The sequence below is a fragment of the Amycolatopsis pittospori genome, from assembly GCF_013870525.1.
In the GTDB taxonomy this organism is placed as follows: Bacteria; Actinomycetota; Actinomycetes; order Mycobacteriales; family Pseudonocardiaceae; genus Amycolatopsis; species Amycolatopsis pittospori.
Map to the genome: position 1 here is coordinate 40,006 of NZ_JACBXD010000026.1, position 21,958 is coordinate 61,963.

General features: G+C 67.8%; 20 protein-coding genes and 4 tRNA genes. 8 read left to right on the plus strand and 16 right to left on the minus strand.

Annotated features, from left to right (window positions below; translation table 11 throughout):
* Position 1: 1 nt before the first annotated feature.
* The 3 genes from H5J31_RS16920 to H5J31_RS16930 all read right to left on the minus strand — a co-directional run bounded on the left by H5J31_RS16920 (position 2) and on the right by H5J31_RS16930 (position 2,171).
* The gene (locus H5J31_RS16920; protein ID WP_181773541.1) at positions 2-1,213 is read right to left on the minus strand and encodes an MAB_1171c family putative transporter; all 1,212 of its coding nucleotides are present in this window, start codon (positions 1,211-1,213) and stop codon (positions 2-4) included.
* 20 nt (positions 1,214-1,233) lie between these two features.
* Positions 1,234-1,644 carry a hypothetical protein gene (locus tag H5J31_RS16925; RefSeq protein WP_181773542.1) on the minus strand — a complete coding sequence of 137 codons (411 nt, stop codon included), beginning with the start codon at positions 1,642-1,644 and terminating at the stop codon, positions 1,234-1,236.
* A gap of 101 nt (positions 1,645-1,745) precedes the next feature.
* The gene (locus H5J31_RS16930; RefSeq protein ID WP_181773543.1) at positions 1,746-2,171 is read right to left on the minus strand and encodes a helix-turn-helix domain-containing protein; all 426 of its coding nucleotides are present in this window, start codon (positions 2,169-2,171) and stop codon (positions 1,746-1,748) included.
* A 356-nt stretch (positions 2,172-2,527) separates the two neighbouring features.
* On the opposite strand from H5J31_RS16930, the gene H5J31_RS16935 reads away from it, so the two are divergent.
* The gene (locus tag H5J31_RS16935) at positions 2,528-3,895 is read left to right on the plus strand and encodes a C40 family peptidase (protein WP_181773544.1); all 1,368 of its coding nucleotides are present in this window, start codon (positions 2,528-2,530) and stop codon (positions 3,893-3,895) included.
* A gap of 38 nt (positions 3,896-3,933) precedes the next feature.
* Positions 3,934-4,221: a DUF6355 family natural product biosynthesis protein gene (locus H5J31_RS16940; protein ID WP_181773545.1), complete on the plus strand. Its 288-nt coding sequence runs from the start codon at positions 3,934-3,936 to the stop codon at positions 4,219-4,221.
* Positions 4,222-4,706: 485 nt separating this feature from the next.
* Here the strand turns inward: H5J31_RS16940 and pdxS are convergent, their stop codons facing one another.
* Both pdxS and H5J31_RS16950 read right to left on the minus strand, forming a co-directional pair.
* The gene (gene pdxS / locus H5J31_RS16945; RefSeq protein ID WP_181773546.1) at positions 4,707-5,621 is read right to left on the minus strand and encodes a pyridoxal 5'-phosphate synthase lyase subunit PdxS; all 915 of its coding nucleotides are present in this window, start codon (positions 5,619-5,621) and stop codon (positions 4,707-4,709) included.
* 191 nt (positions 5,622-5,812) lie between these two features.
* A complete protein-coding gene (locus tag H5J31_RS16950; protein WP_181773547.1) occupies positions 5,813-7,237 on the minus strand; it encodes an FAD-binding oxidoreductase in 1,425 nt (474 codons plus the stop codon).
* Positions 7,238-7,402: 165 nt separating this feature from the next.
* Here H5J31_RS16950 and H5J31_RS16955 point away from each other — a divergent pair, with 165 nt between their 5' ends.
* Positions 7,403-9,511 (plus strand): elongation factor G-like protein EF-G2, encoded by a 2,109-nt coding sequence (locus H5J31_RS16955; RefSeq protein ID WP_181773548.1) that lies wholly within the window; start codon positions 7,403-7,405, stop codon positions 9,509-9,511.
* Here H5J31_RS16955 and H5J31_RS16960 read toward each other — a convergent pair.
* From H5J31_RS16960 to H5J31_RS16985, 6 genes are all read right to left on the minus strand, one after another.
* Positions 9,508-9,966 (minus strand): XdhC family protein, encoded by a 459-nt coding sequence (locus H5J31_RS16960; RefSeq protein ID WP_181773549.1) that lies wholly within the window; start codon positions 9,964-9,966, stop codon positions 9,508-9,510. The two genes, H5J31_RS16955 and H5J31_RS16960, sit on opposite strands and share 4 nt — an antisense overlap.
* A 12-nt stretch (positions 9,967-9,978) precedes the next feature.
* Positions 9,979-10,461, minus strand: a complete 483-nt coding sequence (locus H5J31_RS16965; RefSeq protein WP_181773550.1) for a LemA family protein — start codon at positions 10,459-10,461, stop codon at positions 9,979-9,981.
* On the minus strand, positions 10,458-11,603 hold the full coding sequence (locus tag H5J31_RS16970; protein WP_181773551.1) for a glycosyltransferase family 4 protein: 1,146 nt from the start codon (positions 11,601-11,603) through the stop codon (positions 10,458-10,460). The genes H5J31_RS16965 and H5J31_RS16970 overlap by 4 nt, the downstream gene beginning before the upstream one ends.
* A 22-nt stretch (positions 11,604-11,625) precedes the next feature.
* Positions 11,626-12,543 (minus strand): phosphatidylinositol mannoside acyltransferase, encoded by a 918-nt coding sequence (locus tag H5J31_RS16975; protein WP_181773552.1) that lies wholly within the window; start codon positions 12,541-12,543, stop codon positions 11,626-11,628.
* On the minus strand, positions 12,540-13,181 hold the full coding sequence (gene pgsA, locus H5J31_RS16980; RefSeq protein ID WP_181773553.1) for a phosphatidylinositol phosphate synthase: 642 nt from the start codon (positions 13,179-13,181) through the stop codon (positions 12,540-12,542). Before pgsA ends, H5J31_RS16975 begins: the two co-directional genes overlap by 4 nt.
* 101 nt (positions 13,182-13,282) lie before the next feature.
* Positions 13,283-13,822, minus strand: a complete 540-nt coding sequence (locus H5J31_RS16985; protein WP_181773554.1) for a MarR family winged helix-turn-helix transcriptional regulator — start codon at positions 13,820-13,822, stop codon at positions 13,283-13,285.
* A 120-nt stretch (positions 13,823-13,942) separates the two neighbouring features.
* Here H5J31_RS16985 and H5J31_RS16990 point away from each other — a divergent pair, with 120 nt between their 5' ends.
* Complete coding sequence (locus tag H5J31_RS16990) at positions 13,943-14,485, plus strand: YceI family protein (protein WP_181773555.1); 543 nt, start codon at positions 13,943-13,945, stop codon at positions 14,483-14,485.
* 160 nt (positions 14,486-14,645) lie between these two features.
* Here the strand turns inward: H5J31_RS16990 and H5J31_RS16995 are convergent, their stop codons facing one another.
* From H5J31_RS16995 to H5J31_RS17015, 5 genes are all read right to left on the minus strand, one after another.
* A complete protein-coding gene (locus tag H5J31_RS16995) occupies positions 14,646-15,182 on the minus strand; it encodes an HIT family protein (RefSeq protein WP_181773556.1) in 537 nt (178 codons plus the stop codon).
* Positions 15,179-17,206: a threonine--tRNA ligase gene (gene thrS, locus H5J31_RS17000; protein WP_407925050.1), complete on the minus strand. Its 2,028-nt coding sequence runs from the start codon at positions 17,204-17,206 to the stop codon at positions 15,179-15,181. The genes H5J31_RS16995 and thrS overlap by 4 nt, the downstream gene beginning before the upstream one ends.
* Before the next feature lie 180 nt (positions 17,207-17,386).
* The gene (locus H5J31_RS17005) at positions 17,387-18,001 is read right to left on the minus strand and encodes a malonic semialdehyde reductase (RefSeq protein WP_181773558.1); all 615 of its coding nucleotides are present in this window, start codon (positions 17,999-18,001) and stop codon (positions 17,387-17,389) included.
* A gap of 155 nt (positions 18,002-18,156) precedes the next feature.
* Positions 18,157-19,683: a sugar transferase gene (locus tag H5J31_RS17010; protein WP_181773559.1), complete on the minus strand. Its 1,527-nt coding sequence runs from the start codon at positions 19,681-19,683 to the stop codon at positions 18,157-18,159.
* An 883-nt stretch (positions 19,684-20,566) separates the two neighbouring features.
* Positions 20,567-20,638, minus strand: a tRNA-Val gene (locus H5J31_RS17015).
* 400 nt (positions 20,639-21,038) lie between these two features.
* Between H5J31_RS17015 and H5J31_RS17020 the strand changes: the two genes are divergently transcribed.
* From H5J31_RS17020 to H5J31_RS17035, 4 genes are all read left to right on the plus strand, one after another.
* Positions 21,039-21,464 carry an SsgA family sporulation/cell division regulator gene (locus tag H5J31_RS17020; protein WP_181773560.1) on the plus strand — a complete coding sequence of 142 codons (426 nt, stop codon included), beginning with the start codon at positions 21,039-21,041 and terminating at the stop codon, positions 21,462-21,464.
* 137 nt (positions 21,465-21,601) lie between these two features.
* A tRNA-Gly gene (locus H5J31_RS17025) sits at positions 21,602-21,674 on the plus strand.
* A gap of 25 nt (positions 21,675-21,699) precedes the next feature.
* Positions 21,700-21,770 (plus strand) — tRNA-Cys (locus H5J31_RS17030).
* A 1-nt stretch (position 21,771) separates the two neighbouring features.
* A tRNA-Val gene (locus H5J31_RS17035) sits at positions 21,772-21,846 on the plus strand.
* Positions 21,847-21,958: the final 112 nt, after the last annotated feature.

Sequence of the window (21,958 nt, forward strand, 5' to 3'; positions counted from 1 at the left end):
GCTACTCCCCACCGCCGGTCGGGTTCATCTGAGGCGACGACTCTCGCCTCAAGACTGCGGGAACGATCGACGAGCGGCTATACGCCTGGCTGACTTTGACCAGCCACGCCGTCTCCGCGTCGAAGTCCTCTTCCCTGCGCAGTTGCGGTGTCTGGGTCGCAGGTATCCCGGCTGACCTGCCACTGGAATGCGCGGAGACCGCGGCGGCGATGAGCGCCGCCTCGCCGACCGCTTGTGCGTCATCCTCCGTCAGCCCGGACCGCATCGCTTCTCCTTTGGCCAGGCGGATCGTGTTCTCGTCGAGGTGGTCGCGCAACGGACCGACCAGCGCGTCGCGGATGCCGATGACCCGGTGGCGTAGCCGGGAGTGACGGCTACGCGGTGCCGGCACCGGAACGGCCGTTCGCGTCGGGGCGAGTGCGTCCCACAGCGGAGTCAGGTGACGGTAGGCACGCCTCCGACGCCAATTCCGGGCTACACGCGGCCCCCATGACGGGATGGTCATCCCGATCACCAGGAAGCAGACCCCCGGGGCGGAGAACAGGAACTGGATGCCGTGCACCCCGTTCTCTTCATAGGGCAGGTCGTGCCCCAGGCCGACGATCGTCTGGTACACCACCTTGTGGATCAGCATGAGCAGCCAGATCAGGCAGCCGACTCCCATGAAGCGCACCCCGATCCGCAGATAGGTGCTCTCGATGGTCATCCCGCGCCAGCGGACGAGCAGGATGTCGACCAGGACGATGATGTTGTGGGCTTCCCAGATCAGGTCGTAGACGAGCACACCCGGATCATGGGTACCACTCGGTCCGACGATCGGCAGCCCGATGCGCAGCGGCCCGATCACATAGCCGATCAACAGCAACGGGAGAGCCACTCCGAACAAGATCCGGCCGAATCGCAGGCGCCGTCGCAGATGCCCAGCGGGTGTGGACACCCGGATCACGAAGATGTGAGCGTAGAACGACATGGCCATCCACACGATGTGTTGGATGACCTGCGGCAGGCTGGGAACCCGTCCGAGAAGGTCGTAGGCCAGCCAATAGAACGGAGCCCAGCCGAGCAGATAGAGGGCGAACAGGTTCACCATCGTCAAGGACAGGGCCCGTCCGGCGGGAGCCTTGTTGTCCTCGCGCCAGGTCGTGGCCCGATAGACGACGGCCACGGCGATCGTCGCCAAGGCGATGAGATGAACCACGCTGGCAACCGGCATCCGTCATCCCCCAGTGCTCGTCACCGTTCCAACGCCTGACTCAGCCGGGCGCTCATCTCGGTCGGTTCCCGATGCGGACGACGTGGTCGCGTTTCGAAGATCTCCGAGATCAGATAGGCCACGGTCTCCGCCTCGGCCTCGTGCTGAGTGGTGAAACCGGCGTGCTGCCTGGCCAGCATGATCTTGAGCGTGGTGGCACTCAGATCGGGAAAGATTCCCGAGAACGCCGACTCGACGTTCTCGGCGCCGGGGTGCTCGCACAGGATGTGTCCCAATTCGTGCAGCACTATATGTGTCTGGTGCACGGGGGTCGTGTCGCGCTCGTAGCAGATGTAGTCCGCACGGGACCCCGCCATCCACAGTCCACAGGCACCCGAGGCCGACATCGGCAGCGGCAGCAGTGCGATCGACCTGCCCCGCTGATCACCCACCCGGTCGCAGAGTTCCCGGACGTCGCGAGAGTCCGGTATCACCAGTTGACCCACCACGCGCTGACACCGCCGTTCGATCCGGCGGGATCCGCGACGCCACATCAAGTTCGACGCCCCCCGGCGTTGTCGGAGTCGAGTCCTTCCAGCTTTCGAAGCTGCTCGGTCATGGCCGTGACGGTTTCCAGACTCCCATCAGACAGACCGACCATCCTAGCGGCCACCTGGGCGATTCCGGCGTCCCTCAGCAGCGCCGCCAACGCGATCTGGGCGCTCACCTGCTCGGAGGGCTCGTCGTCCAGGAAATAGACGGCCGACACACCGAAGAACTTTCCCAGCTTCTCCAAGGTGTCCTTGGTGGGATTGACGTTCTTTCCCGACCGCAGCGCGGAGAGCAACCCAGTGGAGAGACCGGTGGCCTTCGCCACCTCGGGATGGGTGAACTGCTTGCGATCACGCGGATGGACCTCCCGGAACAGGTAGTCCACCTTCTCGGCCAGGGTCCGCGGGACCTGCTGCTTCTCGTTCACGGACCACCTTCCGCCCCCACGCGGATCATCGAACTGATCTGACCTGCGTCAGGCTATCACCGGCACTGGCCGTTCGTGATGGTGCTGACGAGGCGATCCCTCGGCCTGAGCTACCGGCGGCCGCTCAGTTGTCAGTTAAATGACTTGTCCGCGTACTCCAGTCAGCTCATTGACAGTGTTCGAGCAGGGTCATTACAGTCGTTTTGCGTCATCGAAGTGATCGAAGATGACCATCTGATCATATTAATCGTCCGCTGACGATGTCGCGCTCCTCTGGCCCGTCCCCACACATGAAGGGATTACCGATGCCGAGACCCGAGAAAAATCGGACACCACGGCGAAGACGCTGGCACCTGGTGACCACCCTCGTCGCGATGGTCGCCGCCCTGTCCGCAAGCCTGACCACCCCCGCGTCCGCCGCGACCGAGGCCAGCGACATCGGCGGCCCCATCACGCGAAGCGAGGTACTCTCCCGCGCTCAGTTCTGGATCGACCAGCGCGTCCCCTACAGCCAGACGTCGAGTTACCCGGATCCTCAGGGTGTGCGGTATCGCCAGGACTGCTCCGGCTACGTCTCGATGGCTTGGCACCTACCGAAGTTGCCCGGTGGCGGCGACTACAGCACGGCCACCATCCCCCAGGTCACCGACCGCATCCCCCGGGCCGATCTCCAGCCCGGCGACGCCCTGTGGCGCCGCGATGGCAGCGTCCAGCACATCGCGCTTTTCGTCGGCTGGGCCGGTGAGGGCAGACCGATCGTCCGCGAGGAACCGGACTTCGGCCTTTACGCCAGGGAGACGACCTGGTCGGCCTCCTACGCGAACAGCTTCACGCCCTTGCGGTACCGGAATATCGACGCTTCGACCCCAAGGCCCGTCGACCGCACCGTAGGCGACGTGACCGGTGACGGCTACGCCGATCTGACCGCCGTCGACGCCGACGGCCGGCTCGCCGTCTTCGGCAACGGGTTCCTGCGTTCCGACTGGGGCGGGGTGCCGTTCCGGGACCGCCTGTGGCAAACGACCAACACGAACTGGGGACAGGACGCGAAGTCTATCTCCGTCGCCGATGTCACCGGCGACGGATACGCGGACTTCGTCGTACTCACCACGACCGGCAAACTACAGATCTACGCCAACGGATCACTGGTCAACGGTGACAATTCGCCGTTCACCGGCGTGTACCGCGAATATGCGAACTGGGCGGGCGCGACCCATATCGCCACCGGCGACATCAACCACGACGGCTGGGCCGACCTCGTCGCGACGATGGCGGACGGAACCATGCAGATCTTTTTCAACACCAAGGAGATCGGGGAAAACGCGCTCCCCTTCCGCGGCGTGGCCATGACCTACCTCAGCGGATGGGGCGCCGATGTCCGGGACATCGCCGTCGGCGACGTCACCGGTGACGGTTACGGCGACCTCGTCGCCATTCGCGACGACGGTTCCCTGACCGTATTCGGCAACGGAATCCTCCTTCCCGGCAACAAAGGTTGGCCGTTCATCAATCCGACCTGGTCGATCAAGGCGGGCTGGAACCAGGTCGACGGCATCGCCGTCAGCGACGTGACCGGCGACGGCTACGCCGACCTCATGGGCGTCACCACGGCCGGCGAACTCCAGGTCTACGGCAACGTCATCGGCAATACCGGCGGAAAGGACTACTACCAAGGAGCCCACTGGCGCTATCCCAATTGGGCCGGCGTCCATCACATCGCCTGACCCCTCGATCCGCACAAAACAAAGAAAGGTGAATTCCCATGCGTAAAACTCTGACCAGCGGAGTAGCGGTATTCCTCGGAGCGTCGGCTTTACTGCTCTCCGGTGCGGCACAGGCCGGTGCGACGGAGAACACGGTGGAGGTGTGCGGCTTCTACACGGCGGGCGGACACGCCTACTACAAGCATTGCGGGTCCATCCCCGTCGGCGTTTGGGTGGACACCTGGGATAACCAGGACGAGTTGTGGTACTGCGCTCCTGTCGGCGACGACCGCCACCTCGGCCCCACGAGCAAGATCAGCTGGGCATCCCACCAGCAGGCCTGCTGAACCGCCGACCAAGGCATCGGTACGGGCTTCGCTTGATCGGCACCGCGCGGGTGGGATGCCCACCCGCGCGGTGGCGCGGATACCGATTCCGGATTACACGAGAGGGACACGACAGCGGCTGCAGCAGGTACCGGCCGCGGCCGACGCTTTCGCGGGCCGTCAGCGTTTCATGACCCAATCCATGACCGCGGGACTCGACGCCTCGAAAGCAGAGTGGCTGCAGCTCGAAGTCGAACGCTACGTGGCCACTACAGGCGCCTACGGCCACTTCTGCGCCTACTCCGGCATGGGAGGCAGTGGAAGCCAGATCGATATGTTCGCCTGTGATACGTATCGGATTCCGTGGAGCTCCGTCCAACAACCACGTGTACGACTGGAATCCGGTTCACGACGTGATCAACTGCTGACCGGTCCCTAGTCGACCGGCACGCGAAAGAGGCCCCGCGAGCGTCAGTCCACGGGGCCTCTCTTGCGGGCGAAGTCGCTTACCAGCCGCGCTCGGAAAGACGGTGCGGCTCGGGCACGTCGTCGACGTTGATGCCGACCATCGCTTCGCCCAGGCCGCGCGAGACCTTCGCGATGACGTCGGGGTCGTCGTAGAAGGTGGTGGCCTTGACGATGGCCTCGGCGCGCTGGGCCGGGTTGCCGGACTTGAAGATGCCGGAACCGACGAACACGCCCTCGGCGCCGAGCTGCATCATCATCGCCGCGTCGGCCGGGGTCGCGATGCCGCCCGCGGTGAACAGCACGACCGGCAGCTTGCCCTTCGCGGCGACCTCCTTGACGAGGTCGTACGGGGCCTGAAGTTCCTTCGCCGCAACGTAGAGCTCGTCCTCGGGCAGCGAGGAGAGGCGACGCAGCTCGGCGCGGATCTTGCGCATGTGCGTGGTCGCGTTCGAGACGTCGCCCGTGCCGGCCTCGCCCTTGGAGCGGATCATCGCCGCGCCCTCGTTGATCCGGCGCAGCGCCTCGCCGAGGTTGGTCGCACCACAGACGAAGGGAACGGTGAACGCCCACTTGTCGATGTGGTTCTCGTAGTCGGCCGGGGTCAGCACCTCGGACTCGTCGATGTAGTCGACGCCGAGCGACTGCAGCAATTGGGCCTCGACGAAGTGGCCGATGCGGGCCTTCGCCATGACCGGGATCGAGACGGCCTCGATGATGCCGTCGATCAGGTCCGGGTCGCTCATCCGGGCGACGCCGCCCTGCGCGCGGATGTCCGCGGGGACCCGCTCGAGCGCCATCACCGCGACGGCACCGGCGTCTTCGGCGATCTTCGCCTGCTCGGCGGTGACCACGTCCATGATCACACCGCCCTTGAGCATCTCCGCCATGCCGCGCTTGACCCGGGCGGTGCCGGTGAGCGAGGTGGTGGCCGTGTTCGTGGACTCGTCAGACACTGCTGGACCTTTCGGAAAGCGCACTGGGTGGTGTGACGCCTCCGAGGGTAGGCCGCTTTTGGACCTCTCAAGCAGGCCAGTTCGCGGCGATTTCAGCAGTCCACTGGGTGATCTAGGGCGCAATTGGTCCTCTGGATGCGGTAGTTGCGCGTGCAAGTACCGCATCCAGAGGACTGAATGCGAAGAGAGCGCTAGCGCGCCAGGCCTTGTTCGAAGGCGAACAGGCCGTCCGGGTCGTATTTCCGCGCCACTCGGCGCAGCCTCGGCAGGCTCTCGCCGTAGTACGCCTTGGCCCAGTCCGGCATCTCCGGGTCGATGTAGTTGATGTAGCCCGCCGGCCCGAGTTCCCGGCCCAGTTCGTCCCGGACCCGGCCGATCACCCGCCGCGCTTCCGCCTCGCCGCCCGGCGCGGCCGTCCCGCGGATCACCTGGATGCTCCCGAGCGCGTCGCGGTGCGGGAAGCACGACTCGCTCGACGGCACCCTCGCGATGGCCCCGCCGTACGCGTCGAAGATCGTGTACAGCAGCGGATCGCTGGTCAGGAGCGACGCGAGCGCGTCGGGGTCCGGAACCGGATGGGTCAGCATCCTCGAAGTGGCCACGTAGTCCGCGCGTTCGCGGGCCGCGGCCGGGAAATCCTTCTCCTCGGCGAACGCGCGCATGGTGGCGAGGTGGCCTTGTTCGGTCACCTTCCGTTCGGTCGGCTCGGTGCCGACGCGGCGGATGAGGTCGTCGAGCAGCGGGTTCACCTGCGCGGGAGTGCCCACGAAACAGCCACCGCAGTTCGCGGCCGTCTCACCGAGGCCCATTCCGGACCACAGTTCGTCCGGCATCGCGGGCTGCCACTCCTGCCACGCCGCGACGAGATCGGCGAGCACCGCGGGCGGGAAGGTCAGCGCGAAGTTCGTGAGCGTCCGGGCGGGCGCCGTCCGGAAGGTGAACGACGTGACGATGCCGAAATTGCCGCCGCCACCGCCGCGCAACGCCCACAGCAGGTCCGGCGCGGTCTCCGCCGAAACCGGACGCGCTTTCCCGTCCGCGCCGACGAACCGCGCGGACTCCAGACGGTCGCAGGTCAGTCCGTATTTGCGGCCCAGGACGCCGATCCCGCCGCCGAGGGTGAGCCCGGCGATGCCGACCGCGGGACAGCTGCCGGCGGGCAAGGCACGACCCGCCGCCGCCAGCGCTTCGTACACCTGGCCGAGCAGCGCGCCCGCCCCGATCTTGGCGCGGCCACCCGGAAGGATTTCGATCGCGTTCAGCCGGGAGAGGTCGACGACCAGCCCTTTGTCCACAAGGGAATATCCGGCGTAGCTGTGCCCTCCCGAACGCGCCGCGATCGGGATCCGTTGCCGGGCCGCGAAATCGACGCAGCGCCGGACGTCGTCCTCATTCGCACATACTGCGACGCCGGCGGGCAGCCGGTGGTCGTAGAGACTGAAAAACCCGAGCCGCGCTTCGTCGTAGCCGGGTTCACCGGGCCGGTACAGCTCACCGGCCAGCCTGGCGCGCAGCCGCTCCCATTCGCCGCCGCCCTCGGGTATCGCCGCGGGCACCGCGACCAGGGCCGGAACCGCGCCGGCCCACCGTAGAACGGTTCGTCTGTCGAGCTCCATCGCTCATCCCCCCACCATCGGATTCGTCTCCGGGTGTCCGCCATCGAGCATAACGGCGGGTCGACATTCGGGGGGTCCCTCGCCGGTCGCCTTGCCGCGACGCCCGTCTCGGGTGTGTGATCGAGGACACACCTGTTCACGGCGTCGTGTGGTGAGGAGATCGGCATGGCCGACAAACAGAGCAAGAACGGAGACTCCGGGGCCGCCGTCGCTGTGGACGACCCGGCGAAAGTGCGCAACGTCGTCCTGGTCGGGCCGTCGGGATCGGGCAAGACGACGCTCGCCGAAGCGCTGCTCGCCGCGTCCGGCACGGTGACCCGGGCGGGCTCCGTCGTGGAGGGCACCACGGTGTGCGACCACGACCCCGCCGCGGTCCGGCAGCAACGGTCGGTCGGCCTCTCGGTCGCCCCGGTGCTGCACCAGGACCACAAGATCAACCTCATCGACACCCCCGGTTACGCCGATTTCGTCGGCGAACTGCGCGCCGGGCTCCGCGCCGCCGACGCGGCGCTGTTCGTCGTCTGCGCGGCGGAAGGCGTGGACGCGGCCACGATCGCGGTGTGGGAGGAATGCGCGGCCGTCGGGATGCCGAGGGCGGTGGTCGTCTCCCGGCTCGACCATCATCGCGCCGACCCCGAAGGCGAGATCGCGGCCTGTCAGGCGGCCTTCGGCGCCGGTGTCCTGCCTCTGTACCTGCCCGCTCGCGACGGCCTCGTCGGGCTGATCACCCGTCGCTACCTCGACTACTCGCAAGGCTTCCCGCCCCAGGTCGGCGAGCCGGACGAAGCCGACCTCGCCCGGATGACCGAAGCTCGCAACGAGTTGATCGAAGGCGTCATCGCCGAGAGCGAGGACGAGTCCTTGATGGACCGGTACCTCGCCGGCGAGGAGATCCCCGAAGACACGCTGATCGCCGACCTCGAGACCGCCGTCGCGCGTGGGTCCTTCCATCCGGTGATCCCGGTGTGCGCGACGACCGGGGTCGGGCTCGCCGAGATCCTCGACGGGATCGTGCGTGCCTTCCCGTCGCCGCTGGAGCACGTCCCGCCGGAGGTCACCTCCCCCACCGGCGAGCCGCACGCGAGTCTCCGCGCCGATCCCGACGGCCCCCTCGCCGCCGAGGTCGTCCGGACCGCCGTCGACTCCTATGTCGGCCGGGTGTCCCTGGTCCGCGTGTTCTCCGGGACGCTTCGCCCGGAGCGTCCGGTACACGTCTCCGGTCACGGACTCGCCGAACGCGGGCACGAGGACCACGACGCCGACGAACGCGTCGCGCATCTGTACTCACCGCTCGGCGCGAACCTGCGCGAGGTCCCGTACTGCGTCGCGGGAGACCTCTGCGCGCTGACCAAGGTCGGCTCGGCCGAGACCGGCGACACCGTGTCCTCGCCCGACGATCCACTGATCATGAAGCCGTGGACGATGCCGGAACCGCTGTTGCCGGTCGCCGTCATCGCGAAGACGCGCAGCGACGAGGACACGTTGGCGCGCAACCTTTCCCGGCTCGTCGCCGGTGACCCGACGCTGCGGCTGGACCGCAACGCCGAGACCAACCAGCTGGTGCTGTGGTGCATGGGTGAGGCGCACGCCGACGTCGTGCTGTCGCGGCTGCGCGCGGGCGGCGCCGACGTGGACACCGAACCCGTCCGCATCAGCCTGCGCTCGACCTTCGCCGGACCCGGCCGCGGGCACGGGCGGCACGTGAAGCAGTCCGGCGGTCACGGCCAGTTCGCCGTCTGCGACATCGAGGTCCAGCCGCTGCCGAGGGGTTCGGGGTTCGAGTTCGTGGACAAGGTCGTCGGCGGATCGGTGCCGCACCAGTTCATCCCGAGCGTCGAGAAGGGAGTCCGGGCCCAGGCTAAGCGAGGACTGGTCGACGGATATCCGCTGATCGACATCCGCGTGACCCTCGTGGACGGCAAGGCGCACAGCGTCGACTCGTCGGACGCGGCGTTCCAGACCGCGGGCGCGCTGGCGCTGAAGGAGGCCGCCGCGGCCGGGAAGATCGCGTTGCTCGAACCGCTCGAAGAAGTGGCCGTCCGGCTTCCGGACGAACACCTCGGCACCGTGCTGGGCGACCTGTCGTCCCGCCGCGGCCGCGTGCTCGGCACGGAATCGGGCGAAGGCGGCCGCACGGTCATCCGCGCCGAGGTTCCCGCCGTCGAACTGTTGCGCTACGCGATCGATCTGCGTTCGCTGACCTCGGGTACGGCGACGTTCACGCGCAAGCACGCCCGCTTCGAGCCCATGCCGGAAGGAGCCGTGGCGCTCTAGAACTCAAAGCCGCCGGGGCGCCCGTTCCGGTCGGCGAGCAGACCGGCCAACGTGGCGATGGCGATTTCGGGCGACTTACGGGAGCCGATGTTCAACCCGACCGGCCGGTGCACCCGCGCGATCTCGGCGTCCGGGACGCCGAGCGCCTGAAGCGCGACCACGTGCGGTCCGGCGTGACGCGGGTTGCCCAGCACCCCGACCCAGCGGGCCGGGTGGTCCAGCACGGCCTTGAGCGCGTCACCGAGTTCGGGCCGGTCGTGATCGGTGACGACCACGTCGGCGTCCGCCCCGAGTTCAGGCACCGTCGAGACGACCTCGAAGCCGTCCACGACGTCCGTCGCCCGCGCGCCGTCCGGCTCGAACAACACCGGCGTGTAGCCGAGGTCCTTGCCGTACCGCAGGAGGAACGACGCGACCGGCGTCGCGAACACCGCGACCAACATCGGCTCGCTCATGGGTTCTTCCTCCTAGAAGTCGGGTTCGGCGATCTCGAAGTACTCCGGGAGCGGAGCCGTGCCGGCAAGCCCGAAGTACCGGACCTTCCGCCGACGCCGCAGGTGCAGTGTGTCCCGGACGGCGTCGTTGTGCACCCGCCGCGCGATGACGACGCGATGCTCGGCGTCGTTCAGTTCCTCGGCCAGCGGCGGAAGCAACGTCGTCCGGTCGATCCGCGCCAGCCGCAGTGTCAGCTCGTTCTCCTCGGCTTCGCGATCGGCCCGGTCCGCGCGCTCGGCGCGTTCGGCCAGCCGACGCAGGTCCTCGTCACCCAGGATCACCGCGGCCGCCCTGGCGACGACGGCGCGCCTGCCGAGTGCCGCGTCGAGTGCCGCCCAGCCCGCGTCCGTGCGGACGTGCAGCCGGTCCAGCCGGTTCGCCGTGGCGAGCAGGAACAGCCCGCCCAGCACCACGATCACGGCGACCAGTCCGCCGATCCAGACCCAGGTCGTCATCGGCTGAACTCGCGTTCGCCCGCGCCGACCCGCCGGGGGTCGGCGGCGATCGCCGCCTCGTACACCCGCAGGACCTGCGTGGTGACCACGGACCAGTCGAACATCGCGACCCGCTCCCCCGCGGCCGCCGCCAGCGAAACGCGCTGTGCCGGGTCGCCGAGCAGCTCGCGGAGACCGTCGGCGAGCGCGGCCGCGTCACCGGTCTCGGTGAGCATTCCGGCCTTGCCGTCGTCGAGCACTCGCCGGAACGAATCCAGCCCACTCGCGAGCACCGGCGTCCCCGCCGCCATCGCCTCGGTGAGGATCATCCCGAAACTCTCGCCGCCCGTGTTGGGCGCGCAGTAGACGTCGACGCTGCGCAGCGCCCGCGCCTTCGTCTCGTCGTCGACCTGGCCCAGCAGATCGATATGCGACGCCAGCTCCGGCCCGGCCTCCCGCCTGAGCTGATCGGCGTCGCCTCGGCCGACGACCAGGAGCCTCAGGTCCTCGAAGTCCGGCAGCAGCATCCGCAACGCTTCCAGGAGCACACCCATCCCCTTGCGGGGCTCGGTGTACCGCCCGACGAACCCGACCGTGCCGCCCGCTCGCGGGTAACCCTCCAGCGGGAGCGCGCGGGAGAAGAAGTCGACGTCGACGCCGTTGGGCACCTCGACGGCGTCACCGCCGGCGTGCTCGACCTGGACCCGCCGGGCCAGTGCCGACACCGCGATCCGCGCGGTGATCTTCTCCAGCAGCGGCCGCAGCACCGGCTGGAACGCCGCCAGCGTGCGCGAGCGCGTCGTCGCGGTGTGGAAGGTCGCGACGATCGGGCCGTCCGCGACCTTCAGCGCCAGCAGGGAAAGACTCGGGGCGGCCGGTTCGTGCAGGTGCAGGACGTCGAATTCGCCGTCGCGGATCCAGCGCCGCACCCGGGCGTAGGACACCGGGCCGAACTGCAGGCGAGCGACCGAGCCGTTGTACCGGATGCCGAGCGCCTTGCCGGCGGGGACGACGAAGTCCGGGACGTCGGAATCCTCGTCCGCCGGAGCGAGCACGGAAACCTCGTGGCCGCGCGCGAGAAGCGCCTTCGCGAGATCGATGACGTGGCCCTGTACGCCGCCCGGCACGTCGAACGAGTAGGGGCAGACGATCCCGATCTTCATGACCCGCGCCTGAGCCATCGGCTCAACTCGCTTCGCCGAGGTCGATGTCTTCCCCGGCTTCGAAGTCGGAGAGCCAGAACTTCTGCATCATGTGCCAGTCCGCCGGATGCGCGGCGATGTCGCCGGCGAAGATGTCGGCCAGCGCCTGGGTGGCCGCCGGGACCTCGGACCGGTTCGTGACCCGGATCCGCGGGTGCAGGCGGATCTGCCAGCCGTCCTCGGTGAACCAGCAGCCCGCCGGGATCAGCGCGGCGCCGGTGGTCGCGGCCAGCCTGGCCGGTCCGCCGGGCATCTTGGTCTGCTCGCCGAAGAACTTGACCGGCACACCCGAATTCGTCAGGTCCCGGTCCCCCACCAGGCAGATCGCCTTGTTCTCCCGCAGCCGCTTGAGCAGGACGCGCATCGCGGAACTGTCGCCTGTCAGCGGCACGATCTCGAAGCCGAGCGATTCGCGGTAGGAGACGAACCGCTGGTAGAGGGACTCGGGTTTCAGCCGCTCCGCGACCGTGGTGAAGCCGCCGAGGTAGTCCGCGAGCCAGACTCCGGCGGCGTCCCAGTTACCGCTGTGCGGCAGCGCCATCACCGCGCCGTTGCCCTCGGCGAGGGCGGCGTCGAGGTTCTCGACCCCGGTGATCGACTGGGCGACCTTGCGGCTGACGTCCTTGTGGTCCATCGAGGGCAGCCGGAACATCTCGTGCCAGTAGCGGGCGTAGGACCGCATCGCGCGGCGGGTCAGTTCGTCGAGTTCGACCTCGTCCGCCTGCGGTACGACCCGGGCGAGGTTGGTCCGCAGCTGCCGTACGCCTCCGCCGTCGCGCCGGACGGCGAGATCCGCGCCCAGTCCGAAGGTCACCGAGCCGAGCGACTCCGGCAGCCAGCGCGCGAGCCGCCAGCCCGCCGCGTAGCCGAAGTCGCTCAAACGCTGGGAGAACCCGCTCACGAGCCGGCCTCCCCGGCGGGTGGACCGGCGGCCTTGGCGGCCCGGGCCGCCTTCGCGACCGCGGCCGTCCGCTGGAGCAGGGTGATCACCGAAAGGACGGCGAGCAGCCAGAGCGTGATGTCCACGGTGTACGGAACGCCCAGACCGTGCAGTCCGGTTCCCACGAGGGCGATGATCAGTCGTTCGGCGCGTTCGACGAGCCCGCCGTCCGCCTCCAGCCCGGAGGCCTCGGCGCGGGCCTTCACGTACGAGATGACCTGCGCGAGCACCAGGCAGATCAGCGCGGCGGCCGCGGCCGGACGGTTGTCGTCGTGGACGAAGCACCACCACGCGATCGCGGCGAAGAGCGCGCCGTCGACCAGCCTGTCGCAGGTCGCGTCGAGGACGGCCCCGAACGCCGTGCCGTACCCGCGGGCGCGGGCCATCGCGCCGTCGAGCAGGTCCAGCATCGCGAAGCCCCACACGGTGAAGGTGCCCCACAGCAGCATGTCGTTCGGGAAGAACCCGAGCGCGCAGAGCACCGCGCCGGCCGTGCCGATCACGGTCATCGCGTTCGGGGTCAGACCGGCGCGCACGAGCACCTTCCCCATCGGGTCGGTGACGCGGGAAACGGAGGCGCGCGCGAAAATGTTGAGCATCGGTTCTTCAGGTGCACCTAAGCAGCAGGGTCGGTTGGGCGTCCGAAGCCTATCCACCCGCACCGACAGCACCGAAGCGCCCGCCCTGGACCGGCTTTCGATCAGTCCGCTTTGGCCAGTTCGGGCGCGTCCAGCAGCTCGCCGGATTCCTCCCGCAACGCCAGTTCCGCCTCCGCCGCGGCACATTTCGGCGACAGCCGCGCCAGCACGGCGGCACTGATCTCGCCGAGCGCCTGCACCTGCTCGGGGGCCAGCGGGTCGAAGAGACTCTCGCGAACCGCCTCGACATGGCCGGGCGCGGCCTTCTCCAGCGCGGCGAACCCTTCGGCGGTGAGCACCGCCCAGGAACCGCGTTTGTCGGTGGGGCAGGACTCACGGCGCACCCAGCCGTTGGCCTCGAGCCGCGCGACCGCGTGCGAGAGCCTGCTGCGCGACGCCTTGCGCGCGTCGGCGAGCTCACTCATCCGCAGCTGACGGCCCGGCGCCTCGGACAGCGCGACGAGCACCTCGTAGTAGGTGTGGGGCATGCCCGCCTCGTGCTGGAGCTGGCCCTCCAGGTGCGCCTGCAGCATCCGCGTGGCCGCGGAGAAGTCACGCCAGACTTTTTGCTCCTCGTCGGAGAGCCATCGGGGTTCGGACATGTCTCTCATTCTACCCCTGGTTGAACGCTCAACCAAACTGCGCTACAGTCGTGGTTGAGCGCTCAACCAGCTCCGGCGTTCACACAGACGGATCCACAGACTTTTTGGAGAACGACTTCCATGACCACCACCGAAATCCCGGGCTACGTCGCAGGCAAGTGGACGATCGACACCGCCCACTCCGACATCGCCTACACCGTCAAGCACCTCGGGCTGGCGAAGTCCCGCGGTAACTTCACCGGTTTCACCGGCGAGGTCGTGACCGCCGACAACATCCTCGACTCCACGGTCACCGTGGAGATCGACGCCTCCTCGGTCGCCTCCGGTGTCGACGGGCGTGACACGCACCTCAGGTCCGAGGACTTCTTCCACGTCGACGAGCACCCGGTCATCACCTTCCGCTCGACCGGCATCCGCGAGGACGGCGGCGACTACGTCATCGACGGTGACCTCACCTGGCGCGGCAAGACCGTCCCGGTCTCGCTCGAAGCCGAGTTCAACGGCATCGGCACCAACCCCGCCAACGACAATGCCACCACCCTCGGCGTCTCGGCCAGCGCGACCGTGAACCGCCGCGACTTCGGCATCGGCCCGGAGGGCAACGCCTTCCTGTCCGAGAAGGTCAAGATCGACATCGAGCTGCAGGCCGCCCTCAACGCCTGAGTGCTTGGGCGCGTGGGTCGTGAGTGGCGATTCGGGTTAGAACCCGAATCGCCACTCACGACAAGCTGGGCCGAAGCCTCCGGTAACGCCGTGAAGGCCTCCTTCCCTACCGTGAGCGTAGGGAAGGAGGCCTTCACGGACTCGGGACTTCGAAACCGGTCTACCAGGCGTCCGCCAGCAGTTGCCGCGTCTCCCCCAGCAGCTGCGGCAGTACCTTCGTGTGCCCGATCACCGGCATGAAGTTCGCGTCGCCGCCCCACCGCGGCACGACGTGCTGGTGCAGATGCGCGGCGATCCCCGCGCCCGCGATCACGCCCTGGTTCATCCCGATGTTGAAGCCGTGCGCCGAGGACACCTCCCGGATCACCCGCATCGCGTGCTGGGTGAACTCCGCGACCTCGACGGTCTCCTCGGGCGTCAGGTCCGTGTAGTCCGCGACATGGCGGTACGGCACGGCCATCAGGTGCCCGGGGTTGTACGGGTACAGGTTCAGCACCGCGTACACCGTCTTGCCGCGCGCGAGGATCAGCGCGTCCTCGTCGCTCTTTTCGGGCAGACGGCAGAACGGACAGCCCTCGTCGGGCTTCTTCGACCCCTGCACGTACGCGAGCCGGTGCGGGGTCCACAGGCGCTGCAACGCGTCCGGGACCCCCACACCGTCCTGTCCGACGACTTCAGGGCCATCGGGGCCCGTCACCGGAGGACCGCCTCCAAGCCCGCCACCGTCGGCGAGGTGTTCTCACGGCGCTGGACCCAGCCGGCGATCGCCTCGACCGCGTCGGCCACCGGGACGCCGTTGATCTGGCCGCCGTCGCGGAACCGGAACGACACCGCGCCCGCCTCGACGTCCTTCGCTCCCGCCAGCAGCATGAAGGGGACCTTCTGCGTGGTGTGGGTACGGATCTTCTTCTGCATGCGGTCGTCGCTCGCGTCGACGTTGACCCGGATCCCCTTGGCCCGCAGTTCCTTCTCGACCCCGCGGAGGTGCTCGACCTGGTCCTCGGTGATCGGGATGCCGACCACCTGGACCGGCGACAGCCACGCCGGGAACGCGCCCGCGTAGTGCTCGGTCAGGACGCCGAAGAAGCGTTCGATCGAGCCGAACAGCGCGCGGTGGATCATCACCGGACGCTGACGGGTGCCGTCGCCGGCGCTGTACTCCAGTTCGAACTTCTCGGGCAGCATGAAGTCCAGCTGGATGGTCGACATCTGCCAGGTGCGGCCCAGCGCGTCCTTCGCCTGCACGGAGATCTTCGGCCCGTAGAACGCCGCGCCGCCCGGGTCCGGCACCAGGTCGAGACCGGAGTCCTCGGCCGCGGTGCGCAGGACCTCGGTCGCCTCGGCCCACACCTCTTCGGAACCGATGTACTTCTCTTCGTTCCGAGTGGACAGTTCGAGGTAGAAGTCGTTGAGACCGTAGTCGCGCAACAGGTTCAGCACGAAGTCCAAAAGGGACTTCAGCTCACCGGGGACCTGCTCCAGGGTGCAGAAGATGTGCGCGTCGTCCTGCGTCATGCCCCGGACGCGGGTGAGTCCGTGGATGACGCCGGACTTCTCGTAGCGGTACACCGAGCCGAACTCGAACATCCGCAGCGGCAGTTCCCGGTAGGAACGCCCGCGGGAGCGGAAGATCAGGTCGTGGAACGGGCAGTTCATCGGCTTGAGGTAGTAGTCCTGGCCGGGCTTGCGGACCGAACCGTCCTCGTTGTGCTCGGCGTCGAGGTGCATCGCCGGGTACATGCCGTCGCGGTACCAGTCGAGGTGGCCGGAGGTCTCGAACAGCGCGCCCTTGGTGATGTGCGGGGAATAGACGAAGTCGTAGCCCGCCTCGACGTGCCGCTGGCGCGAGTAGTTCTCCATCTCCTGCCGGATGATCCCGCCCTTGGGGTGGAACACCGGCAGCCCCGAGCCGATCTCGTCCGGGAACGAGAACAGGTCCAGCTCGACGCCCAGCTTGCGGTGGTCGCGGCGCTCGGCCTCGGCCAGGCGCTCCAGGTAGACGTCCTGCGCCTCGGCGGATTCCCACGCGGTGCCGTAGATCCGCTGCAGCTGCGGGTTCTTGTCGTCACCGCGCCAGTACGCGGCGGCGACGCGGGTGAGCTTGAACGCCGGGATGAACTTGGTGGTCGGCACGTGCGGGCCGCGGCAGAGGTCGCTCCACACGCGCTCCTTGGTGCGCGGGTCGAGGTTGTCGTAGATGGTCAGCTCGCCACCTCCGACCTCCATGACCTCGGAGGTGTCCACTGTGGAGTCTTCGGACTTGATGTCGACCAGTTCGAGCTTGAACGGCTCGTCGGCGAGTTCCTTCTTGGCCTCGTCGACCGAGTCGAAGACGCGGCGGGAGAACTGCTGCGAGCCCTTCACGATCTGCTTCATGCGCTTTTCCAGCGCCTGCAGGTCTTCCGGGGTGAACGGGGTGTCGACGGCGAAGTCGTAGTAGAACCCGTCCTTGATCGGCGGCCCGATGCCGAGCTTCGCCTGCGGGAACTGCTGCTGCACGGCCTGCGCGAGCACGTGGGCGGCCGAGTGGCGGATGACGCTGCGGCCGTCGTCGGTGTTCGCGGCGACGGCTTCGACCTCGACCTCGGACTCCGGCGCCCAGGCGAGATCGCGGAGGTTCCCCTCGGCGTCGCGCACGACGACGATGGTGTCCGGCCCCTTGGTCGGCAGCCCGGCTTCGCGGACCGCCGTACCCGCCGTAGTGCCCGCCGGTACCACCACGCGCGGGGCGGTTGCGGCTGCTACTGACGACGGCTGGGACACGATGGACTCCTCGCGATGAAAGCGGATGTTTCGTGTGATGTTAGTCGTCACCCGCCACGCGGCTCACGCGCATTACCCCTAACACCACGAAGGCCTCCTTCCCATTGGAAAGAGGCCTTCGCGTATCGAGAGACGAGGTCAGAGAGTCTCGACGACCTCGTCGAAGTCCAGCCGCGGCAGGCGGTCGTACCAGGGGTTGTCGCCCGGCTTGCCGACGTTGATCACGACGAGGGACTTCCACGGCTTGTCCGCGAAGAACTCCTTGTCGACGCCTTCGCTGTCGAAGCCGGTCATCGGGCCGGCGGCCAGCCCGGCGGCGCGGACGCCGATGATGAAGTAGCCGACCTGCAGCAGGGCGTTGAGCTTGGCGACCTCGACGCGGCCCGCCTCGTCGGCGAACAGGTCCTTGGCACCGGGGAAGTGCGGGAACGTCCGCGGCAGGTTCTCGTGGAACTCGGTGTCGGCGGCGAGCACAACGGTCACCGGCGCGGCCTCGGTCTTGGCGCGGTTGCCCTCGGACATCAACGGGGAAAGGCGCTTCTTGGCCTCTTCGGTGCGGATGACCAGCGCGCGCAGCGGCTGGTTGTTCATCGACGTCGGGGCCCATTTGACCAGCTCGTAGATCGCGCGGATCTGCTCGTCGGTCACCGGCTCGTCGCTGAAGTTGTTCGCGGTGCGGGCTTCGCGGAACAACAGGTCCTGGACGTCCTGCGGGAGGTTCAGGGCTTCGATCGGCTCAACGCTGGTGGTCATGGGTGGATCTTCCTTCCGTACGCTTCCTGTACCCGTCCCAACCTAGTTGAGCGCTGAACTATTTCGCGCTCAACTACCTCTCCGTGTGGGACCGATCACAAGAACGGCCGCCGTCCCCGAGGGAACGGCGGCCGGCGAGCCAGAGCGGAAGCGGGTCAGTAGGCCCCGCGTCCCTGCACCACGGCACGGAAGGTCTTCCAGAGGATCACCAGGTCCAAGGCCAGGGACCAGTCTTCGACGTAGCGCAGGTCGAGGCGGATGCTCTCGGCCCAGCTGAGATCGCTGCGACCGCTGACCTGCCAGAGCCCGGTCAGCCCAGGCTTCACCAGCAGACGACGACGCGCGTCGGGGGCGTACTTCGCGGTCTCCTCCGGCAGTGGCGGGCGGGGACCGACGAGCGACATGCGGCCGCTCACGACGTTGAACAACTGCGGCAGTTCGTCGAGGGAGTAGCGGCGCAGCATCCCGCCGACCCGGGTGATCCGAGGATCCTTGCGCATCTTGAACAGCGGTCCCGCGCCCTCGTTGTCCGACTGGAGACCCTGCTTGAGCTTGTCGGCGTCGGTGACCATCGTGCGGAACTTCAGCATGGTGAAGGTGTGCCCGTCGCGGCCGACGCGGCGCTGCCGGTAGATCACCGGGCCGCGGTCGTTGAGCTTGATGGCGATCGCGATCACCAGCAGCAGCGGGGAGATCAGGGTGAGCAGGAGGCCCGAGCCGAACCTGTCGAGGACTTCCTTGACCAGACGGCGGCCGCCGGTGAACATCGGCGCGCTGACCCGGAGCAGCGGCATCCCCAGTACGCCGGAGACGTTCAGCCGGGGACCGGCCACCTCCATCAGCATCGGGGCGACCACCATCTCGGCGGAGGTGCCTTCCAGGTCCCAGGCGAGCCGCTGCAGGCGTTTCGGGTTCCAGTGCTGGTCCGCGGTCACCGCGACGACGCGGTAGCCGCCACGGCGGACGTGGCCCGCGAGTTCGTCGAGCTTCCCGACGACCGGGACGCCTTCCACTTCACCGCTCCCCCGTTCCGCGCCGGCACCGGTGTAGGTGCAGACGGCCTCGACCCGCCAGCCGACGTGGGGATCCGCCTTGGTGCGCGCGATGAGGTCGGCGACCGTGTCGGGGCTTCCCGCCGCGAGCACCGGGAGCAGGCATTCACCGAGTCGTCTGCGCCGGTGCAGTACCTGTCTCAGCGCGTACCGCTGCAGGAACATGAAGACGGAGATCATCGGGACGACGATGAAGACCCACGGCTGCACCGCGAGGGCACCGAAGAGCAGGCCGCCCAGCGCGACGAGCACCGCCGTCGTCACCAGGCCCCGGCCGAGCGTCCGGTACTCCTCCGCGCCTTCGCCCAGCACACGCGGACTCCAGGCGCGGCAGACCGACAGCCCGAACAGGAAGGCCGCCGCGGTACCGAGCGCGTGCATGTCGTGGGGATCGGAGCGGTCGATCAGAAAAGCGCTCATCACGATCAGCGCGAACGCGGTGAAAACGTCACTACCGATGACCCAGGCGCGGTAGCGCGATTCCCAAGCCGCGGACGGCAGCCGCGCCGCCGTCGCTTCGACCGCGGCGGCGACACCCGCACCCCTTTGCGGGGGGAGCGGGATCGACTGAAGGTCGATGTGCTGCGGCGTCCCGTTGACGGTGGACGACGGCCGCACCGACTCTTCCATCAGACCTCCCGGAGTGGGAATTCCCGAACGCCGGATCAACACGCTGAGTGAATGAGAGCGATTTCGAAGAGTGATCGATTCTCAAGGTCGTACAGCGGCCGATGGGGCGACACACGCCAAGGTATCGGCCACTCTCCGGCCTTCGTTACAAGGATTTCCAGCCACAACCTGCGCGAGCTTCCGGCAAATGAATGCCATGTTGATAACAAGATGATGACGATGGGTAATAGGACGTATCCTCCGAACCACTACGCAAAGTAGTCACGAATTCCCCGTTCCCCCGGCCACTTGGAGCACCGCGCGCCCGAACGGCCGAACAGCCCCGAAAACTCCACAGTGGACGGTCTGAGGGGATCACCCCCTCGCCGGTCCACTGTGGATTTCGAGGCTTCGGAGCACCAGGGCGCGCGAGGCCCGCCCACGACGCGGCGACCTACCTTGTCAATCGGTCACCGGAGTGGCGTTTCGTCACATCACGTCAGCATCACGGCGAACCCGCCGCCGGAGCCGGACGAGTGACCCGCTCGCCCATGCCCCGCATCACATCCACCGTGGTCTGGACCTTTTCACGGTTCCGAAGTGCCCAGGATCACAATGTCGTCTCGGCCTGCCGCCCACGTGACACCTTTGGCGCGCGACACGAGACCTCTGGCGAATGTCCACACCGGCCGGACCGAGCGCCTTCGACGATCTCCGAAGCACCCACCCCGCGCTCGCCGCGCGAATCCCGGCGTACTGCTCGCCGGACCCGCCACGGCAGAACTACCGCCCCCACATATCTCGCGTCCGACCTGCGGATCGGTTGCCGCCGGACGGCTGCGGGGACCCCGGGGGAAAGAACGAAAGAAGGCCCCGAACCGTAATGGTCCGGGGCCTTCTTCGGTGGGCGATACTGGGATCGAACCAGTGACCTCTTCGGTGTGAACGAAGCGCTCTCCCCCTGAGCTAATCGCCCGCTCTGGGTGTTCTCGTCACTCTACCCCACGACTTTCGGGGGCCTGCAAACGGGTGGTTCGCTCCGACCACACTCCGCTCACCAGCAAATACGGAGCGAACAACCACGAGCTAGCCGGGGTTGTCGGGGCCGGGGGGCGCCTGCGACGCGTTTCGACATTCGTGCGACGGTGCTATCGCGCGACGACTAAACCGCGCAGTATGTACATGTGGACTGCCTGCAGGGCGCATGTAGGGCTGCGCGTCGCGCGGGTGATGATGGGGTGACGGAGTGCATGATCGGGGTCGGATGACCCCGTCCGGGTGATCTGCGGCGAAACCGCGTTCCGATCGGCCGGCCGGAACGTCACATCATCGCCACTCGGTTCGACCGGGCCGGGAAGGAGACGAAGGGTAGGACGATGCGCAACGATCACGTGACGCTCCGCTCGACGGCGGTGTTCGACCTCCTGGCGCCGCGGACGCCCGCGGTTCCCGTGAAGGTCGAACTGCGATACGACACCCGCGACCCGTACGCGGTCGTCGCCGCCTTCCGCACCGGCCGCGCCGGCTGGGTCGAGTGGGTCTACGCGCGCGACCTCCTCGCGGACGGCCTCCTGGCCGACGCGGGCGACGGCGACGTACGCATCCGCCCCTCCGTCGAAGACCCCGAGTCCGTCCTCATCGAACTGAACTCGCCGTCAGGGCACGCCATGTTCGAGGCGTCCGCTCAGGAACTGGCCGACTTCCTCGACCGGACCTACGACGTCGTACTGCCGGGCAACGAGCACCTGTGGGTCGACGTCGACGACGCCCTGACCCACCTCATTCCCAACGATATGACCTGATGACGGGCTTGCGAACAGCAAGTGGCACCCCGGTTGCAGAGCCGTTTTCGGGGTCCTGATAGTGTTCACACACACCACGGCGACGGGGTGAGAGACAGAACCGCGAGGTTCCGAACTCCCATCCGAACCGAGGATGTGCGGATGTAGCGCAGCTGGTAGCGCATCACCTTGCCAAGGTGAGGGTCGCGGGTTCGAGTCCCGTCATCCGCTCGGAAGGCCCTCTCGGGCCTGACACGGTGGAGTGGCCGAGAGGCGAGGCAACGGCCTGCAAAGCCGTGTACACGGGTTCGAATCCCGTCTCCACCTCGCGCGATTAGCTCAGCGGGAGAGCGCTTCCCTGACACGGAAGAGGTCACTGGTTCAATCCCAGTATCGCGCACCATCGTTTGCAGAACTGAAGCCCTGTCTCTCTTCGGAGAGGCAGGGCTTCAGTCGTTAAAAGGCGATGGCCTTCGGGCCGTCTCCAACTGCCCGTCACGGAATGTGGTGTGCAG

Excerpts from the sequence above, each read along its gene's own strand:
- H5J31_RS16920 (WP_181773541.1), bottom strand. The coding sequence starts at position 1,213 with ATGCCGGTTGCCAGCGTGGTTCATCTCATCGCCTTGGCGACGATCGCC.
- H5J31_RS16940 (WP_181773545.1), top strand. The coding sequence starts at position 3,934 with ATGCGTAAAACTCTGACCAGCGGAGTAGCGGTATTCCTCGGAGCGTCG.
- H5J31_RS16950 (WP_181773547.1), bottom strand. The coding sequence starts at position 7,237 with ATGGAGCTCGACAGACGAACCGTTCTACGGTGGGCCGGCGCGGTTCCG.
- H5J31_RS16955 (WP_181773548.1), top strand. The coding sequence starts at position 7,403 with ATGGCCGACAAACAGAGCAAGAACGGAGACTCCGGGGCCGCCGTCGCT.
- H5J31_RS16960 (WP_181773549.1), bottom strand. The coding sequence starts at position 9,966 with ATGAGCGAGCCGATGTTGGTCGCGGTGTTCGCGACGCCGGTCGCGTCG.
- H5J31_RS16965 (WP_181773550.1), bottom strand. The coding sequence starts at position 10,461 with ATGACGACCTGGGTCTGGATCGGCGGACTGGTCGCCGTGATCGTGGTG.
- H5J31_RS16970 (WP_181773551.1), bottom strand. The coding sequence starts at position 11,603 with ATGAAGATCGGGATCGTCTGCCCCTACTCGTTCGACGTGCCGGGCGGC.
- pgsA (WP_181773553.1), bottom strand. The coding sequence starts at position 13,181 with ATGCTCAACATTTTCGCGCGCGCCTCCGTTTCCCGCGTCACCGACCCG.
- H5J31_RS16985 (WP_181773554.1), bottom strand. The coding sequence starts at position 13,822 with ATGTCCGAACCCCGATGGCTCTCCGACGAGGAGCAAAAAGTCTGGCGT.
- H5J31_RS16990 (WP_181773555.1), top strand. The coding sequence starts at position 13,943 with ATGACCACCACCGAAATCCCGGGCTACGTCGCAGGCAAGTGGACGATC.
- H5J31_RS17005 (WP_181773558.1), bottom strand. The coding sequence starts at position 18,001 with ATGACCACCAGCGTTGAGCCGATCGAAGCCCTGAACCTCCCGCAGGAC.
- H5J31_RS17010 (WP_181773559.1), bottom strand. The coding sequence starts at position 19,683 with ATGGAAGAGTCGGTGCGGCCGTCGTCCACCGTCAACGGGACGCCGCAG.
- H5J31_RS17020 (WP_181773560.1), top strand. The coding sequence starts at position 21,039 with ATGCGCAACGATCACGTGACGCTCCGCTCGACGGCGGTGTTCGACCTC.